Genomic DNA, 16,638 nt, shown 5'->3' with positions numbered 1-16,638 from the left:
CACCTCTGCAATCCTGCCGGAGGCTATATCAGCTGGGGTATTTACTCCCAGCTGATATACTGAATGCGCATTATGATCTGTTTTTCCCATACAAATCAGTCCTTTTTCTAACAATTTATATTTTCGACTGACTCTATTATACCACGGATTGTGTCATAGAACAAGCGTTCTTTTCGCTTTTTCGTAATTCATCTCCCACCTGCAGAGGAAGGAGAATTCTTGCTATATTTATGTTAAATAAAATGATTACAGTGTCAAGTATTTAGATAATTTTTTTAAGAATATCAGGGTATGTATGGTGATGAAAGCCGTGCATATCCTTTTTTGTTCTTCTTTTGCGTATCAGTGCAATAGAAAAAAACTATAACGGACAATAAATGGAATGTATTGGACAATTCGGAACAGTTTGATATAATAAGCAGCATAAAACATATAAAACATATCAAAAAACTAGGGAATATAAATACCCATGTGAAACAAGCAAATCAAAACAAGCAAATCAAAACAAGAGTTAAAACCAAAACAAGACATAAAAAAATCAACAGTAAAAGAGCAAAAAATAAGAAACAAAAAGAAAGAACTAAAAAAGAAATCATAAAAGAGGAAAGAAACATGGCAAATATACATCAGTCAATCACAGAATTAGTTGGACATACACCGCTTGTAGAATTAAAGAATTATGAGAAAAGCCTTGGGCTGAAAGCCCATCTTCTTGGAAAGCTGGAATACTTTAACCCATCCGGAAGCGTTAAAGACAGAGCAGCATTAAATATGATCCTGGAGGCAGAAAAGGACGGAAGGTTGAAGCCTGGCGGTAAGATCCTTGACTTTACCAGCGGCAATACAGGGATCGCTACAGCAGCCTTTGCCAATGCTAGAGGATATGAATATTCTGTAGTGATCCAGCCGGGAGTATCTATAGAGCGTACCCTGATTCTGAAAGCCTATGGAGTGAATCTGCTTCAGGCCGGAGATGTACCTGGATTTCTGGAAATGCTGAAAAGTGGAGGCCTTACAATGGGAAAACTGTCTGTTGTGATGAATGCCTATGCAAAAGAACATGGCTATTTCTACATCGACCAGGGAACAAATGAAGACAACCCGGAAGCACATTATAAAACCACAGGACCGGAGATTTGGGCAGATACAGACGGAAAGGTAGACTATGTGGTAGCTCTTGTTGGTACAGGCGGTACTTTGGCAGGCCTTTCAAGATATTTTAAGGAAAAAAATCCGAATGTAAAGATCATTGGTGCGCAGCCAGCAAAACAGTCCAGAAAATCATTAGATCATCCGGAAGCAAATACTATTGACGGTGTGCTGGCATTTGATGAGGTACCAACAGACAAAATTCCGGTTTTCTTTTCGCCGGAACATCTGCCTTATGATGAGTGTCTTGATATTATCGCGGAAGATGCTTATGCAACCGGCAGAAAGCTTGTAAAAACAGACGGGATCTTTCTAGGACAGTCTGCAGCAGCTGCAGTAAAGGCAGCTACTGAAGTAGCAAAAAGACCTGAAGCAGAAGAGAAAAATATAGTAGTGATCCTGGCAGATAATGCGTTTAAATACCTCTCCACAAATATGTACAAAGAAGACTGAAGCATTGCGTAAGAGAATTGATCATCATATAAGAGAATTGATCATCATATAAGAGAATTAATCATTACGTAATAGGAAAAGGATGAACACGTATGAATAAAACATTAATAAAAATTCTGCCGTTTGCAGGTCTGGCTCTGGGAGCAGTTACAGATCTTGTAATACCGGATTCAGAATTGCAGCCACCGGCAGACCACCCATATTTCCTGTATTTTCTGGGACTTCTGGCTGTTGTTTACGGAATCTTGTTTATTGCTTCATTTATCAGCGCAAAGCTGGATGAAAGGATAAGCTACAAGGCTCCCCTTATTGCAGGAACAGCAGTACTGATCACAGTGATAAATCTGATCACATCCAAATATGCATTACTTCCGGTATTGTTTTTCCCTTGTCTGGACAGGGTGTTTGGCGTTTTTGTTACTGATTATGAATTATTGATCCAATGTATTCTGGCATCCGGACAGCTTCTGCTTCGCGGATTTCTGGCAGGCGGGATCCTGGGATTCCTTACAGGTATCCTGATCGGATTCAACAAAAAAGCAAGCTATTGGATCTCTCCGTTTATGAAGTTTGTAGGGCCTATTCCACCTACATCCTGGTCGCCCCTGGTATTGTCACTGTTTACAACTACTTATTCAGCATCCGTATTCATGGTTGCACTGGCAGTATGGTTTCCAATAACATTGATGACTAGCAGCGGGATCCAGAATGTTAATAATTCTTACTTTGAAGTGGCTTCTACCCTTGGATCCGGCAAACTGAACAAGATCTTCAAGGTAGCAGTTCCGGCAGCAATGCCAAGCATTTTCCTTGGAATCTTTTATGCAACCTGCAGCGCTTTTGTTACCCTTGTAACCGCTGAACTGTTAGGCGCTGACGCAGGACTTGGCTGGTATCTGAACTGGGAAAAAAGCATGATGCTTTATGCAAATGTTTATGCAGGGCTGATCCTGATCGCAGTGATCTGTACAATGGTGATCACCCTTGTATTTAAAATCAAAGATCAGGTTTTGGTATGGCAGAGAGGAGTGATCAAATGGTAGGCCAGATCAGGATTGATAACGTACAGAAGAAATTTATAAATCCGGACGGCTCAGAAGTGGTGGCATTAAACGATCTTAGCTTTACTGTAAAGCCGGGAAGCTTTGTATCTTTGATCGGTCCTTCCGGATGTGGAAAAACCACACTGTTAAGAGCCATCGCAGGCCTGAATCTTCCTGACCGGGGCGGAATTTACCTGGATGGAGAGAAGATCACAAAGGCAGGAGCAGACAGAGGCTATGCATTTCAGCAGGCCAATCTTTTTCCCTGGCTGAATATACGTAATAATGTGGCATTTGGCCTGAAAGCCAGAGGGGAATATAAAGAAAAGAAAGAAGATGTGGATCAGTTCCTGGAACTGGTAGGCTTGAAGGATTTTGCAAAATCCTATCCACACCAGCTCTCAGGAGGAATGTGTCAGAGAGCAGCACTTGCCAGGGTACTGGTCGGGCATCCCAAGGTGCTTCTCCTGGACGAACCTTTGGGAGCTCTTGATGCTTTTACAAGAATGAATATGCAGGACATGATCATGGATCTCTGGAAAAAACATAATATGACCATGATCATGGTAACCCATGATGTGGACGAGGCCATTTATCTGTCCGATCAGGTAGTGGTAATGTCAGCAAGACCTGCAAAAGTAGAGCAGGTGATCAATATCGATTTGTCCAGACCAAGAAAACGTGGACAGGATGTGTTTATGAATTACAGAAAAGAAATCCTGGAGATCCTTAATTTTGCAGGAAATTTACAGGATCCGGATTACTATTTATAAAGATAAGGCAGCAGTTTGCAAAAAAGCATTAAATGGTCACATAGTTACAGAAAATTATTATACATGAGGAGAAAAAGATTATGAGAAAAAAAGGATTACTGAAAAAAATCACAGCAGCTGTTACAGTTGCAGCAATGCTTGCAGCAGGAACTGTGATCTGTCAGGCAGATGATACGAAAGTGGTACGTATCCAGGTAAGCAAAGATACAGTGTGTGGTGTTGCTATGCAGGTAGCTGCTGAGAACGGATATTTCGAGGAAGAGCTGGAAGCCATCGGACAGAAATGTGAAATAACAGTGGCTGCTTCCTCTGAGACAGTAGACCTGATCACTGCGGGAAAAATCGATGCTGCATTTGGCTTGGCCTGCAACTTTATCACTCCTATTTCCAACGGTCTTGCTGTTTCCTTTGTAACAGGTGTACACAAAGGCTGCACCAAGTTTTATGCAAAGGCAGATTCAGGGATCAGTTCCTTGGAAGACCTGAAGGGAAAAAAGATCGGTGTTCCAAGTCTATCAGACTCCAGTACATTGGAAGTAAAAAGAAAACTGGCAGATCTGGGATTTGTTGTAAATGGTGCTGATGCAGATGTGAATTTTGTGGCTTATGCAATGAGTGATCTTGCAATGGCTTTGGACAATGGAGCTGTAGATGCAATTGGTGTTCATGAGCCAATGGGAACCATGATTGAAGCCAATTATGATGTAACAAAACTTCTTGACACTGGTACAGATGAGAAATTCAAAGATGAATACTGCTGCATGGCTCTTGTAACTCAGGATATGATCAAGAATAATCCGGAGGGGGCAGCAGCCTTTGCAAGAGCTGTACAGAAAGGCGCAGCCTTTGCAAGTGCAAATCCGGAAGAAGCGGCAAAGATCCAGATCGAAGGAGGATATGTATCCGGTGATGTGGAAACAAATGCAGGCATTATCAAAGGACTGGATTTCAATCCAGGTGTAACAGCAGCAAGAGATACTTTCAAAAATGCATTTACAGATCTGCAGGCTACCGGTGATCTGAATAAGGATCTGGATGAGAAAGAATTTGAAGAAAAGGCATTCCCGGTGCTTGATGGTGTTCTGGAAACAACTACTTATAACGTGGAAACCGGGAAATTTGCACAGGAGTGATCATAACTATGGACTATCTGGAAATTGCTAAAAGGACTATGAATTTTATCAATACCAGAAAAAGAAAGGGACCGGAAGGCATCTTCTGGTCTCTTGAGGATGCAGCCAAAGGAAGACCTATCTATTATGATGAGATCTGCATGTATGCAGGCGCTTCCGGGATCCTGTGTTTTCTTCTGGGACTTTACGATGTGACAAAAGACAGTACATATCTTGATGAAGCAAAAGAGGCAGGTTCTTATCTGAAATACCGTTGGGAGAACGAACCTGAGCTGAGGCGTAACTTTTCAAAATATGCTTTCTCAAGCGGTTGGAGCGGAGCTGGCTTTGCACTTACCAGGCTGTATCTGGTAACAGGAAAAAAGATATACGCTGATACGGTCGCTTCCATTATTTCCAAAATGCAGGAAGATGCCAGACCTGGCAAAAACGGGAAAGGTTATACCTGGTCTACATTTCCTGGAATCGTAGGAGATGGAGGCACCATCCTGTTTCTTATTTATGCAGCAAGGGTATATAAGAATCCAAAGTGGAAGGAATTTGCACTTCTGGCAGGAGAAAACCTGTTGGAACAAAGAAGAGAGGATAAGAGCGGATGCTGGTATCCGGGAGTAGATCCGTCCTATTTTGGGGCAGATGATAATTATATTGACCCCAATTTCCCAATGGGGACAGCAGGCATTGGCTTTGTTCTTATGAAACTGTATGAAGCAGGGAATGATTCTAAATATCTGGAAGGTAACAAAGGAATTGCAGAATTCATGGATTCTGTTGCAGTGAAAAAAGGAAACGGCAAGTTGCTTCCTCACGGGCTTCCGGACAGGAAAAATCTGTTCTACCTGGGGTACTGCCACGGACCAGCAGGTACAGTACGTTACTATTACAAGATGTATGAAGCTACCGGTGATCTTAAATATAAAGAGAAACTGGAAAGTCTTGTAAAAGGGCTGGAGGCTGTAGGTGCTCCAAGGATCCGGTCAGAAGGCTACTGGAATACTTATAATCTGTGCTGCGGTACAGCTGGGATCTTGAATATGTATCTTGGGCTTTGGGCTGCCTTTGGAGATGAGAAATATCTGAAACAGGCAGAAAAATGCGGGGAAGAGCTGGCAGAGCATGGCATTTTTGAATCTGTGGATGGAACAGATCAGGTGAAATGGAGCTTTGCCCTTGACAGGATCGCTCCTGGTAAGAAAAGTACTCCTATCGGATGCTTTGACGGTGCAGCAGGTATTGGTTTGGCTTTATTACAGCTTTACCAGGCAGAAAAAGGGGAGTTTCATGTTGCACGTTTTCTGGATGATCCCTTTCCTGATAAAAGAGAAGAAAAATGACGATTTAGCAACCTGCAGCTGCAATGATATAAAATGCTGAACAGTTATAAAGAAAGATAAAAGGTTAAAAAGGGTTTGTGGTTCTGAAGACAAAAGAATTGCAGGCTCTTTTTCTATGGAGTGGATTGTGGTATGATACAGAAAAACGAAAGAAAGAGAGGAAGAGAGAACAATAGTTCTCTTTTCGAAGAATTATTATATATGGATGGAATTTCAAAGAAAATATATCTGGAATTACCCCTTCCCACAGAAGAAGAAAACCGGTCAGATCAAAAAAGAATACTGGATGGTCTGAAGCAGCTGGGAATAGAGGCCTACATGCCTTTAAAGATTTTAAGAAAACTATACCCATTATGCGAGGATGCAGAATATAAGCTTACTGCTTCCTTATCCTGGGATGGAGAAGGGTGGGTGATCGCAGAACTGGAAAAAGGTGATACCAGTCGCAGGCACTATGGACTGGCAGCAGATCTTGGCAGTACCACAGTGGTGATGCGGCTGATAGATTGTACAACCGGAGAGTGTATCAGAGAAGTAAGCTGTTATAACCGGCAAATCCGCTTTGGAACAGACATCCTTTCCAGGATTTTTTATTGCAAGGATGCTCCGGATAAACTGGAAGAAATACGGCAGGAAACCATTGCTTCGTTAAAAGAATGTATGAAGGAACTTGAGCAAAGCAGTGGGGTACAGATGCAGGACTGCATATCCATGGTGATTGCAGGAAATACAACTATGATTCATTTTCTGCTGGGCATGGATCCGTTTTGTGTATTTTACACACCTCATGCCTTGCGGGCTGACCAGCCTGGCTTCTTAAAAGGTGAGGAGCTGGGAATTCCTGTAAAAGGCTATGTGTACTGTTATCCTTCCAAATCCAACTATCTGGGAGGAGATATTATCAGTGGGATGATCGCTACAGAAATATATAAGTCCAAAGATATCAATATCTTTTTTGATATAGGTACAAATGGGGAGCTGGTGATCGGAAACCAGGAGTTTCTTTTATGTGGTGCAGGAGCAGCCGGACCGGCTTTGGAAGGCGGTGTTGTAAAAACAGGCATGCGTGCATCCAAAGGTGCAGTGGACAGGGTACATATTGAAAAAGGACAGATCTACTGTCATGTGATCGGAGAAGGGAAGCCGGAAGGAATCTGTGGATCCGGGATCATTGATCTGCTGGCTGAGATGTTTCTTTGCGGCTGGGTGGATATCCGGGGAAATTTTGTTCCAGAGAAAAACAGCAGGATCCAGGAAAAAGAGGGAATGCTGGCAGTAGAATATGCACCTGGGCTTTTCTTTTATCAGAAAGATATTCAGGAATTTATCCGTACAAAAGCAGCAGCCCATACTATGGTGGAGATCATGCTGCGGGAATCCGGCATTACCATGGACCAGGCTGCAAATTTCTATGTGGCAGGAGCCTTTGGAAAGCATGTATCAAAAGAATCTGCCATTGCAATTGGTATGTATCCGGATATGGATCGGAACAGGATCATTAATGCAGGCAATTCATCTCTGGAAGGGGCACAAAAGCTTCTGCTAGAGAGGTCATGTCTGGCAGATATAGATAGGATCATAGAGGAAATGGTTTATATCCAGTTTGCAGCTGTGGATGATTTCCTGAATATGATGGTGGCAGCACAGGCTCTTCCACATACTGATTATCAGCGTTTTCCTACAGTTATGGAACAGCTTAAGAAACGGCAGGCAATAGAAAACCAATCAGGAAAGGAACTGTGAAAATGGCGCAAAGTGCAATGCTAAAAGAGGAACGACATCAGCAGATCCTGAATATTTTGTATGCATCCGGCAAAGTAAATGTAGAGGAACTTACCAGGGTATTTGGCTGTTCCCATGATACCATACGACGGGATCTTTCTGAACTGGAAGAGCAGGGGATCCTGAAAAGGGTATACGGAGGGGCTATTCCCTGGAAACGGCCGGCACCAGGCATTGATGCCAGAAAAAATGTGGATAAGGATGAAAAGTATCTGGTGGCAAGGAAGGCTGTAGAGCTGGTGCACCCGGGCGAACTGATCGCCATTGACGGTGGGACTACCAATACCTTGTTTGTATCGCTTCTTCCTGTATCCATCCGGCTTCGGGTAGTGACCAACAGCTTTCCTGTTGCAGAGGAATTGCGGAAACGTCCAAATGCAGATGTTACTTTTCTTGGAGGCCACTACAATAAAGGTTCTCAGACAACGGTGGGGGAACTGGTGCTTTCCCAGCTGAAGGACTATCGTTTTGATCAATGTTTTCTGGGAGCTTATGCTGTAGATGCTAAAAGAGGGGTATCTGTACCCTATCCTTATGAAGATGAAGCTCCGGTAAAGAAGTATCTGGCAGAAAACTGCAGGGAACTGAATGTACTTTGTGATAATTCAAAGCTGGATAAAGAAGCAAATTACATCGTATGTCCGCTGGAAAGAATCACCCATCTTGTATGTTCAAGAAGGGTTCCAGAAGAGATGAAAAAAAGATATTTAAATAAAATCATATGAGTGAAGCAATGAAACATGCATAAACACGCATGATATATGCTTGAAACGCGCATGCAAAAATCATACAATGAACCTGTCAAAAAGAATCCGAACCTCTTTAATGGACAGTAAAAAATAAACAGGACAGGAGTTATGATACAATGAAAACAAATGTAAAAAAAGACGAGCGTTGTTTAAAGGTTGGTGTACTTGGCTGTGGAATCATCTGTCAGGCTGCCCATCTGATCGGATGCACGAAAGCACATAACATTCAGCTGGAAGCAATTTGTGATGTGGCAGCAGAACTTCGTGAAAAAATGGCTGCTATTTATTCCCCTAAAAAGGTATATGACGATTACAGCAAAATGCTGGCAGATCCGGAGATTGATGCAGTGATCATTGGTATTGGGGATCAGTTTCACGTACCATGTGCAAAACAGGCGATTCTTGCAGGAAAGCATGTTTTTGTGGAAAAGCCTATGGGAGTTTCCATTGAAGAATGCCAGGAATTAAAAGAAATGGCAGAGGAAAGAGGGCTGTTCCTTCAGGTGGGGCATATGAAGCGCTATGATGAAGGCCTTCAGTATGCCAAGAAATTTAAAGAAGAAAAAATGGGCGAGATTACAACATATAAAGGCTGGTATTGTGACAGCGTAGGCCGTTATACCCTTACAGATAACGTGATGCCTGTTTTGTATTCCAGTGATGCAATGAAGAAACCGGCAGGCAATCCAAAGGCAGTGCTGGATCATTATTACCTTCTGGGACATGGAAGCCATCTGTTTGATACAGCTCTTTATTTTATGGGGGATATTGACTGCGTTTCCGCAAGATATGTACATAAAGAAAAGGTTCATTCCTGGCTGATTGACTGTAATTTTGCCAGTGGAGCCATTGGTACTTTGGATCTTACCATTGCAATTGCACAGCAGTGGCATGAAGGCTGTGAGATTTACGGTACAGGCGGAACAGTCTATGCTAAGACCTTTAATCCATGGGAATTCCGTTCTTCTATTGTAGAATGCTATGATAAAGAAACCAATGTTTCTTCCACACCTGCAGCATATGACGGCCAGTTTTACAGAAGAGAGCTGGAAGGCTTTGCAGACAGTATCTTAAACGGCACACCGTGTACAGGGGCAACTGCAGATGATGGAATGATGGTGATGCGTGCATTAATCGCAACTTATCAGTCTGTACAGCAAGGTGGCAAATGGATCGCATTAAAAGACGTTAAGGGAGGATTATGATCATGAAAGAAATCGGTATTTTTTCCAGAACCTATGAGATCGGTGATCTGGAAGAAACATACAGAAGAATGACGGCAAATGGCATTACACATACTCAGTTCAATCTTTCCAATGCAGGCCTTCCTTCCCTGCCGGAGCATGTGGCAGAAACCAAACTGGAAGAGATCCGTACACTTACTGCAAAATATAACATCCGTCTGGATGCACTTTCCGGTACCTTTAATATGATCGATCCGGACGAAGAGGCGCGAAAAAAAGGCTGTGACCAGTTTAAGCTTCAGTGCCAGATCGCCAGATATCTGGGTATTCCCATTGTTACACTTTGCACTGGATCCAAGAATACAGAAAGCAAATGGAAATGGCATGAGGACAATACCAAGCAGTCTTCCTGGGACGATCTGATGAGAACCACAGAGACCATTTTAAAATATGCAGATGATAACGATGTGATCCTTGGTGTGGAAACAGAGGCAAGCAATATTATCTGTTCTCCTGAGATCGCAAGAAAATATATGGATGCTTCCGGCAGTGACCGGATCAAGATCATTATGGATGGTGCAAACCTGTTCCATGACGGTGATGCAGCAGACATGGAAAAAGTACTGAGAGAAGGCTTTGAGATTCTTGGAAGGGATATTGTTTTGGCACATGCAAAAGATATTTCCTTTAAAGGAAACACAGAGTTCGTAGCTGCCGGACAGGGAGATCTTGATTTCAGACTGTATATTGATCTTCTGAAAAAGACAGGATATGAAGGTGCACTGATCATGCATGGTCTTTCAGAAGAACAGATACCGGTAAGCAAAAAGTTCCTGGAGGAGATTCTTAATGTATAAATGGATAAATCATGGTCTTCACCTGGAATATGAGATCAGTGGTGAAGGGATACCCTTCATATTTCTGCATGGCATGGGAGGAAGCGTAAAGCAGATCCAGTCTACCTATGAGCCGCTTGAAGGGGTAAGTCTGATCAATCTGAACCAGCAGGGCCACGGCGAAAGTGAAGCCTGCTGGGAGAAATTTGACTTTGATCATCTTGCTGATGATGTGTGTGATTTAATGGACAGACTGGAAATTAAAAAGGCGTACTTTGCAGGAATCTCTATGGGAGCTGCAGTATGTCTGAATCTAGCTGTAAGATATCCCCAGAAGGTTGAAAAGCTTCTTCTGATCCGGAATGCATGGACAGATCATCCTATGTCAGATAAGGTTCAGAAAGCGTATTATGATCTGGGAGCCTGTCTGCAGGAGGGAGGCATTGAGCGGTTTTATACCACCGAAGGGTGGCAGATCGTAAAGGAGCCGTCTGCTTATACCTGCAATGCATTTACTTCTCCTTTTGAAGATAAAGCCTGTGTTAAATACTGGCAGAAATATCAGATCCTGCCGGATAAGACGCCTATTCCTAATGTGGAGGTGCTGAAGAATATCCAGGTTCCTGTTACCATTCTGGCCTGCAGGAATGATCTGTGCCATCCTTACGAATATGGCGAATATCTGGCAAAGCATATTCCTGGTGCTGTGCTTTTGGAAATCCCGGATAAGGATAAAGATGGTGCCCTTCACAAACAGATGATCAATGAAGCAATCCGTGAAATGCTGTTTTAAAAGGTTTTATTCGTGAAAAGATGATTTTATCTCAGTCGAGAAGACTCCCACCTCTTTCAGGTGGTGAGTAACAGCAAGTTCGTCTCAGTGGGAGTCCAATCTCCGACTGAGATAAACGCTCCGCGAGGATGCGCAGTGATTCTGTAAAGAATATGTCAGCTTACGCTGACCAGAATCACGCGCCAAGTCTCGCGGCTGCTCGACTTGAAATCCGGCAATGCTGTTTTACAAGCTTTACATTTTGGGGTAAATAGTGTAATCTGTTTTCTGATATTCTTTTTGCGTACTAAGAAAAGAAAGGGTCAGAAAAATGAATATAATACAAAATGCAGATATCTCTATTCTTTTATATATCCAGGAGCATATCCGAAAAGAATGGATGAATGGATTCTGGAGAGCCATCACATTTCTGGGAGACGGAGGATGGTTCTGGATCCTTCTGGCAGTTGTCCTGCTGATCATGAAGAAAACCAGGAAAGCAGGCGCGGCAGCAGCAATTGCCCTTGTGATCGGAGCGCTGATCACTAATGTATGTCTGAAAAATATGGTTGCAAGAGTCAGACCATATGATACATACAGTGCGTTGATCCCAATTGTCACCAAGCCAATAGACTGGTCTTTTCCATCAGGGCATACCTGTGCTTCATTTGCAAGTGCTTTTGTGTATTTCAGGCTTTTGCCAAAGAAATACGGGATCCCGGCCCTGGTCCTGGCCTGTATGATCGCCTTTTCAAGGCTGTATCTGGGAGTTCATTATCCTACAGATGTACTGGCCGGCTTCTTGATAGGCCTGTTTGCTTCAGCGCTGGCAGTATGGATGGTAAGTCGCTTTTGCGATCATAAAAAGCAAACTGCATAAACCAGTAAATGTTGTAAAAAACTCCTGCAAAGATACCTCCGGATGAAATGTATAAATGCCACATCTTCTTAATACTGAAAAGAGTTCTTCAGTAATAAGGAATGTGGCATTTTTATGATTTTACCAGGATTTTACAGAAACATATGGATAATAAGCACAAGGATCCTGTATTATTTCATCATTTATCATTGGCATTGAGGAAAATTTATTGTATTATTGTAACTATTCAGTAGAAAGTAACTGTGATGATACTGAACAGTTACGTAGGATTGGATCAAGGAGTGTATCGTTTATGGGGAATAAAGAAGATAAGAATATAATCGGGGAAAAAGAAGCAGCAGAAATCAGGAAAATATACAAAGACATGCAGAAGGATCAGTTCTATCTGCAGGGACAGTATGCCATCGGTATTGTAGAAGCAAAGGCAAAGATCATTGATGAACAGCTTTCCATGAAATATCAGAGAGAAGTTATGAAAAGTATTACCGGAAGGATCAAAAAGCCGGAAAGCATATATGCCAAGCTTGTGAGGAAGGGACTGGATACAGATCTGCAGACCGCAAGAAAAAAGCTGAACGATCTGATCGGTGTAAGGATCGTCTGTCTTTTTCTTGATGATGTATATGAAGTGGCACAGATCCTGAAAAAACAGCAAGATATCAAAGTTATCAAAGAGAAGGATTATATTGAAAAGCCAAAGAAAAACGGGTATATGAGTCTTCACCTGATCGTGGATATCCCTATTTATTTCAATGAAGAATCTGAGACAAAACGAGTGGAAATACAGATCCGTACTGTTGCCATGGATTTCTGGTCTGTGCTGGAGTACCAGTTAATGTACAAAAAAAACGTATCTGGTGCAGAAAAGGCAGCCAAGGAACTGAGGGACTATTCGGAGGAAGTGGCAGCTTTGGATGAAAAGATGCAGAAGCTGCGGAATACTATCGAGAAAATATAATGATCGAAATATTAGAATCATTGTGGAGTTTTTATAAAAGTCTGCAATGCTTTTTGGAGGAAAAATGAGCGAAGAAAAAGTATTAAGTTGTGCATATGCAAAAAAATGCGGAGGATGCAGATACCAGGGCGTACCCTATGAGAAGCAGCTTGTCAAAAAACAGAAGCAGGTACAGGAATTGCTGGGAAAATATGGAAAAGTGCAGAAGATCATAGGGATGAAGAATCCATATTTTTATCGGAATAAAGTTCATGCAGTTTTTGACCGTGACCGGAAAGGAAATATTATTTCCGGTATATATGAGCCCAGATCCCACCGGGTTGTATCTATTGACCAGTGCCTGATCGAGGATGAGAAAAGCCAGGAGATCATCCGTACCATCCGTGGCATGCTGAAATCCTTTAAGATCAAGACCTATGATGAAGATACCGGATATGGACTTTTACGTCATGTACTGGTACGCAGAGGTTTTACCAGTAAAGAGATCATGGTGGTTCTTGTAACTGTTTCACCTGTTTTTCCGTCAAAGAATAATTTTGTGAAAGCACTGAAAAAGGCACATCCTGAAATCACAACAATCGTTTTGAATGTAAATGACAGAAATACAAGCATGGTTCTTGGAGACCGTGATATTGTGCTTTACGGAAAGGGTTATATTAAGGATAGCCTTTGTGGCTGTACCTTCCGTATTTCTCCCAGGTCTTTTTATCAGGTGAATCCTAAGCAGACGGAGATCCTGTATGAGAAAGCTGTGGAATATGCAGACCTGACAGGAAAAGAAAGTGTGATCGATGCCTATTGCGGCATTGGCACCATCAGCCTGATCGCAGCGAAAAAAGCAGGAAGGGTAACAGGAGTTGAACTGAATAAGGATGCAGTAAAGGATGCCAGGATCAATGCAAGAGAAAATAAAAGTTCCAATGTACGCTTCTGCGAAGGAGATGCAGGGGAATATATGGAAGCAATGGCTGCTACCGGACAGACCGCCCAGGTTGTGTTTATGGATCCGCCTCGTGCAGGGAGTGACCAGAAATTTCTAAGCTCCCTTGTGAAATTAAACCCTGACCGGGTGGTATACATTTCCTGTAACCCGGAAACTCTGGCCCGTGATCTGGGATACCTTACCCGGAAAGGTTATGCTGTCAGGAAAATCCAGCCAGTAGAGATGTTTTGTTTTACCGAGCATGTGGAGTGCGCAGTTTTGTTGTCAAGAAAAGATAAATAAGTGCCAGAAAGTGGCGTATTGACCGGCTTTTTTGAGATTAGGTAATAGCTCATGAAAGTTCGTATTTCTTATATTGAAATATATCCACTGTGAAAACGGTTAGATGGTTTAGTCTGTGGATTAGATGTTATGGAAGGAGTGAGTGATTAGTGGATGAAATAAAATATTTATTAAAATTTGGGAAACGTGAGCATTTAGAGAGCCTTGTAAAAGGTAATATATACTGTTCAAATGCTGTCACTTTCTGGGGAATTGAAGATAAACTGAAAATCAAAGGACAAGGAGATATTCTTGAAGTTGGTACGAGAATGTTTGCTCAAAAAATGATAATACAGCATCCAGATACTAAAGAAGTAATCGCGGAATGTGGAAAAGCAAATGGCTTAGTGAGAATAGAACCCGCAGAGAAAATGCCAGTTTTTTGTATGTTCGCTGTCTATGAAGACAATTGTAAAGTTGATGATGTTGGAAATCTAATCATCAATCTTTCAGATGATAAAAAGAAGACTATTAGAGAACATTTCCCTAATGCTGATGCTGTTGTAATAATTCCTAATCCAGAGGTATTTATTGAAGATGTTAAAAGAAGTATAGGTACTGAGATTAAGGCTGAAAAAGTCAATTATTTTCATATAGATAAAGGTTACGAAACCACCGATGGTGAAATAGCAATGGACATGGAGTATATGAAATATTTGATGCAGGATGCATCTCCAGAAAAAGTAGACGGAGGAACAAGATATACTTTTTATGCGGATTATGCGTTTAGAGTTTTATTCTGCAAGGATGTATTTTTTGAGCAAGAACAGGAGTATAGAATAGTTCTCCCAAATGAGACTATAGAGGCAGGAAAGAGCTATCCTGTGCAGCTTTCAAAAGATTATGAAATAATTGATTTAGATATTTTCTTTGATAATTAGAGGAGGCGCTTCATTTGGCAAAGAAAAAAGATGAGATAACCATCCGCTCAAGCGCAGCGGAATACCTGACTTATGTTGCATCTATCGGTGATCAGCAAGACAGCATTGAGATGCGCTATGAGGATGAGAATATATGGTTGACACAGAAGATGATGGCCACATTGTATGACGTTGGTTTGCCAACGATAAATGAACATATTAAAAAGATTTATGCAGATAGTGAATTAGAAGAGTCTGCAACTATTCGGAATTTCCGAATAGTTCAAACCGAAGGTTCCCGTCAGGTGACTCGTGATACAAAGCATTATAATCTTCAAATGATTATTGCTGTTGGATTCAAGGTAAATAATGAGCGAGCAGTGCAGTTTCGCAAATGGGCCAATGGCATAGTGAAGGATTACACAATCAAAGGCTGGGTCATGGATGATGAACGCCTGAAAAATGGTGAATCTGTGCTTACAGTAGAATACTTCGACCGTTTGCTTGAGCAGATTCGTGAGATTCGTTTGTCTGAGCGTAGATTTTATCAGAAGATAACAGATATCTATGCTACAGCTCTCGATTATGATCGAACAGCAAAAACAACAAAACAGTTCTTTGCAAAGGTTCAAAATAAGATGCATTATGCGGTCCATGGGCATACAGCAGCGGAGTTGATTTACGAGCGAGCCGATGCTGATAAGCTACATATGGGATTAACCACTTGGGCAGCAGCACCGGAAGGTAAGATTGTAAAAAGTGATGTGAGCGTTGCGAAGAATTATCTTTCAGAGAAGGAAATGCGGTCCCTGGAGCGTATTGTATCCGCTTATTTGGATTTGGCAGAGGACCGTGCGGAACGTCACATTCCCATGACGATGGAGGACTGGGCAAAGCGTCTGGACTTATTCCTGATGGCTGATGACAGAGAGGTTCTTCAGGATGCAGGTAAAATCACTGCTGAGATTGCTAAAGCAAAAGCTGAGACCGAATTTGAAAAATACCGCGTGATTCAGGACAGATTATTTATGTCTGACTTTGATAAGTACATGCTGGAACTGGAAGAGAATGCGAAGAAGTAGCAACATCGCCATTAAATTTTTAGCTTACCAAGGTCGAGTGCATGGAAGCTGAGCCATCAGTCGGGGCGAAAAATAGCCGTTGACCTGTTTCTGTAGGAAGAACGGACAAGGTTGAGGCGATGGCGTTTCCTCGGAAGATTTGACTTTTATGTTGGAATCACTATAATAGTAGAAACGATTAAAAAAGTTGAACTTTTTCCGTAAACGGGCGAGGTTCAGGCTGCGATATGGATAGCGGAATGTATCGAGATATTTTTGCTACAGAATTTGTAGATATGTTTCCGCAAACAAATGGAGATATTTTGCTACAGTCCACATTAGTCTGGATCGGTTCCCGAAAACTGACATCAATCAGGACGTATCGTGCCATGTTGAGACTGTGTGCT

General features: G+C 42.0%; 15 protein-coding genes. All 15 read left to right on the top strand.

All coding sequences use genetic code 11. The features are described from left to right. The first annotated feature begins 612 nt into the window (after positions 1-612). On the top strand, positions 613-1,602 hold the full coding sequence (locus tag OCV61_RS07455) for a PLP-dependent cysteine synthase family protein (protein ID WP_158421280.1): 990 nt from the start codon (positions 613-615) through the stop codon (positions 1,600-1,602). Positions 1,603-1,694: 92 nt separating this feature from the next. Continuing rightward, positions 1,695-2,645 carry an ABC transporter permease gene (locus tag OCV61_RS07450; protein WP_158421279.1) on the top strand — a complete coding sequence of 317 codons (951 nt, stop codon included), beginning with the start codon at positions 1,695-1,697 and terminating at the stop codon, positions 2,643-2,645. After that, positions 2,639-3,418, top strand: a complete 780-nt coding sequence (locus tag OCV61_RS07445) for an ABC transporter ATP-binding protein (RefSeq protein ID WP_158421278.1) — start codon at positions 2,639-2,641, stop codon at positions 3,416-3,418. The genes OCV61_RS07450 and OCV61_RS07445 overlap by 7 nt, the downstream gene beginning before the upstream one ends. A gap of 80 nt (positions 3,419-3,498) precedes the next feature. Beyond that, positions 3,499-4,551, top strand: a complete 1,053-nt coding sequence (locus OCV61_RS07440; protein WP_158421277.1) for an ABC transporter substrate-binding protein — start codon at positions 3,499-3,501, stop codon at positions 4,549-4,551. An 8-nt stretch (positions 4,552-4,559) separates the two neighbouring features. Continuing rightward, positions 4,560-5,885: a lanthionine synthetase LanC family protein gene (locus OCV61_RS07435; RefSeq protein ID WP_158421276.1), complete on the top strand. Its 1,326-nt coding sequence runs from the start codon at positions 4,560-4,562 to the stop codon at positions 5,883-5,885. Between the two features lie 132 nt (positions 5,886-6,017). Next, entirely contained in the window at positions 6,018-7,628 is a 1,611-nt protein-coding gene (locus OCV61_RS07430) for an ASKHA domain-containing protein (RefSeq protein WP_262582735.1), read from the top strand. 2 nt (positions 7,629-7,630) lie between these two features. Then, positions 7,631-8,392, top strand: coding sequence for a DeoR/GlpR family DNA-binding transcription regulator (locus OCV61_RS07425; RefSeq protein ID WP_158421275.1), 762 nt, complete (start codon positions 7,631-7,633; stop codon positions 8,390-8,392). A gap of 140 nt (positions 8,393-8,532) precedes the next feature. Next, positions 8,533-9,621 (top strand): Gfo/Idh/MocA family protein, encoded by a 1,089-nt coding sequence (locus OCV61_RS07420; protein ID WP_158421274.1) that lies wholly within the window; start codon positions 8,533-8,535, stop codon positions 9,619-9,621. Between the two features lie 2 nt (positions 9,622-9,623). Next, positions 9,624-10,457 carry a sugar phosphate isomerase/epimerase family protein gene (locus OCV61_RS07415; protein ID WP_262582734.1) on the top strand — a complete coding sequence of 278 codons (834 nt, stop codon included), beginning with the start codon at positions 9,624-9,626 and terminating at the stop codon, positions 10,455-10,457. Next, positions 10,450-11,229, top strand: a complete 780-nt coding sequence (locus OCV61_RS07410; protein ID WP_158421272.1) for an alpha/beta fold hydrolase — start codon at positions 10,450-10,452, stop codon at positions 11,227-11,229. Before OCV61_RS07415 ends, OCV61_RS07410 begins: the two co-directional genes overlap by 8 nt. Before the next feature lie 310 nt (positions 11,230-11,539). Further along, positions 11,540-12,088: a phosphatase PAP2 family protein gene (locus OCV61_RS07405; RefSeq protein WP_158421271.1), complete on the top strand. Its 549-nt coding sequence runs from the start codon at positions 11,540-11,542 to the stop codon at positions 12,086-12,088. A 292-nt stretch (positions 12,089-12,380) separates the two neighbouring features. Further along, entirely contained in the window at positions 12,381-13,046 is a 666-nt protein-coding gene (locus tag OCV61_RS07400; RefSeq protein WP_158421270.1) for a GTP pyrophosphokinase, read from the top strand. A 64-nt stretch (positions 13,047-13,110) separates the two neighbouring features. After that, positions 13,111-14,271, top strand: coding sequence for a 23S rRNA (uracil(1939)-C(5))-methyltransferase RlmD (gene rlmD, locus OCV61_RS07395; protein WP_262582733.1), 1,161 nt, complete (start codon positions 13,111-13,113; stop codon positions 14,269-14,271). A gap of 149 nt (positions 14,272-14,420) precedes the next feature. Continuing rightward, the gene (locus OCV61_RS07390) at positions 14,421-15,191 is read left to right on the top strand and encodes a hypothetical protein (protein WP_158421268.1); all 771 of its coding nucleotides are present in this window, start codon (positions 14,421-14,423) and stop codon (positions 15,189-15,191) included. Between the two features lie 14 nt (positions 15,192-15,205). Beyond that, positions 15,206-16,252 (top strand): virulence RhuM family protein, encoded by a 1,047-nt coding sequence (locus OCV61_RS07385; protein ID WP_158421267.1) that lies wholly within the window; start codon positions 15,206-15,208, stop codon positions 16,250-16,252. Positions 16,253-16,638 lie beyond the last annotated feature (386 nt).

The sequence above is a fragment of the Blautia ammoniilytica genome (assembly GCF_025566965.1).
Taxonomy (GTDB): Bacteria; Bacillota; Clostridia; order Lachnospirales; family Lachnospiraceae; genus Blautia_A; species Blautia_A ammoniilytica.
Note: the sequence above shows the minus strand (reverse complement) of the source record. Positions and strands in the feature narration are given on the sequence as shown.

What these genes read in the sequence shown, in the direction of transcription:
- OCV61_RS07430 (WP_262582735.1), top strand. Translation starts at nt 6,018, where the DNA reads ATGATACAGAAAAACGAAAGAAAGAGAGGAAGAGAGAACAATAGTTCT.
- OCV61_RS07410 (WP_158421272.1), top strand. Translation starts at nt 10,450, where the DNA reads ATGTATAAATGGATAAATCATGGTCTTCACCTGGAATATGAGATCAGT.
- OCV61_RS07400 (WP_158421270.1), top strand. Translation starts at nt 12,381, where the DNA reads ATGGGGAATAAAGAAGATAAGAATATAATCGGGGAAAAAGAAGCAGCA.
- OCV61_RS07455 (WP_158421280.1), top strand. Translation starts at nt 613, where the DNA reads ATGGCAAATATACATCAGTCAATCACAGAATTAGTTGGACATACACCG.
- OCV61_RS07405 (WP_158421271.1), top strand. Translation starts at nt 11,540, where the DNA reads ATGAATATAATACAAAATGCAGATATCTCTATTCTTTTATATATCCAG.
- OCV61_RS07425 (WP_158421275.1), top strand. Translation starts at nt 7,631, where the DNA reads ATGGCGCAAAGTGCAATGCTAAAAGAGGAACGACATCAGCAGATCCTG.
- OCV61_RS07415 (WP_262582734.1), top strand. Translation starts at nt 9,624, where the DNA reads ATGAAAGAAATCGGTATTTTTTCCAGAACCTATGAGATCGGTGATCTG.
- OCV61_RS07445 (WP_158421278.1), top strand. Translation starts at nt 2,639, where the DNA reads ATGGTAGGCCAGATCAGGATTGATAACGTACAGAAGAAATTTATAAAT.
- OCV61_RS07450 (WP_158421279.1), top strand. Translation starts at nt 1,695, where the DNA reads ATGAATAAAACATTAATAAAAATTCTGCCGTTTGCAGGTCTGGCTCTG.
- rlmD (WP_262582733.1), top strand. Translation starts at nt 13,111, where the DNA reads ATGAGCGAAGAAAAAGTATTAAGTTGTGCATATGCAAAAAAATGCGGA.
- OCV61_RS07420 (WP_158421274.1), top strand. Translation starts at nt 8,533, where the DNA reads ATGAAAACAAATGTAAAAAAAGACGAGCGTTGTTTAAAGGTTGGTGTA.
- OCV61_RS07440 (WP_158421277.1), top strand. Translation starts at nt 3,499, where the DNA reads ATGAGAAAAAAAGGATTACTGAAAAAAATCACAGCAGCTGTTACAGTT.
- OCV61_RS07435 (WP_158421276.1), top strand. Translation starts at nt 4,560, where the DNA reads ATGGACTATCTGGAAATTGCTAAAAGGACTATGAATTTTATCAATACC.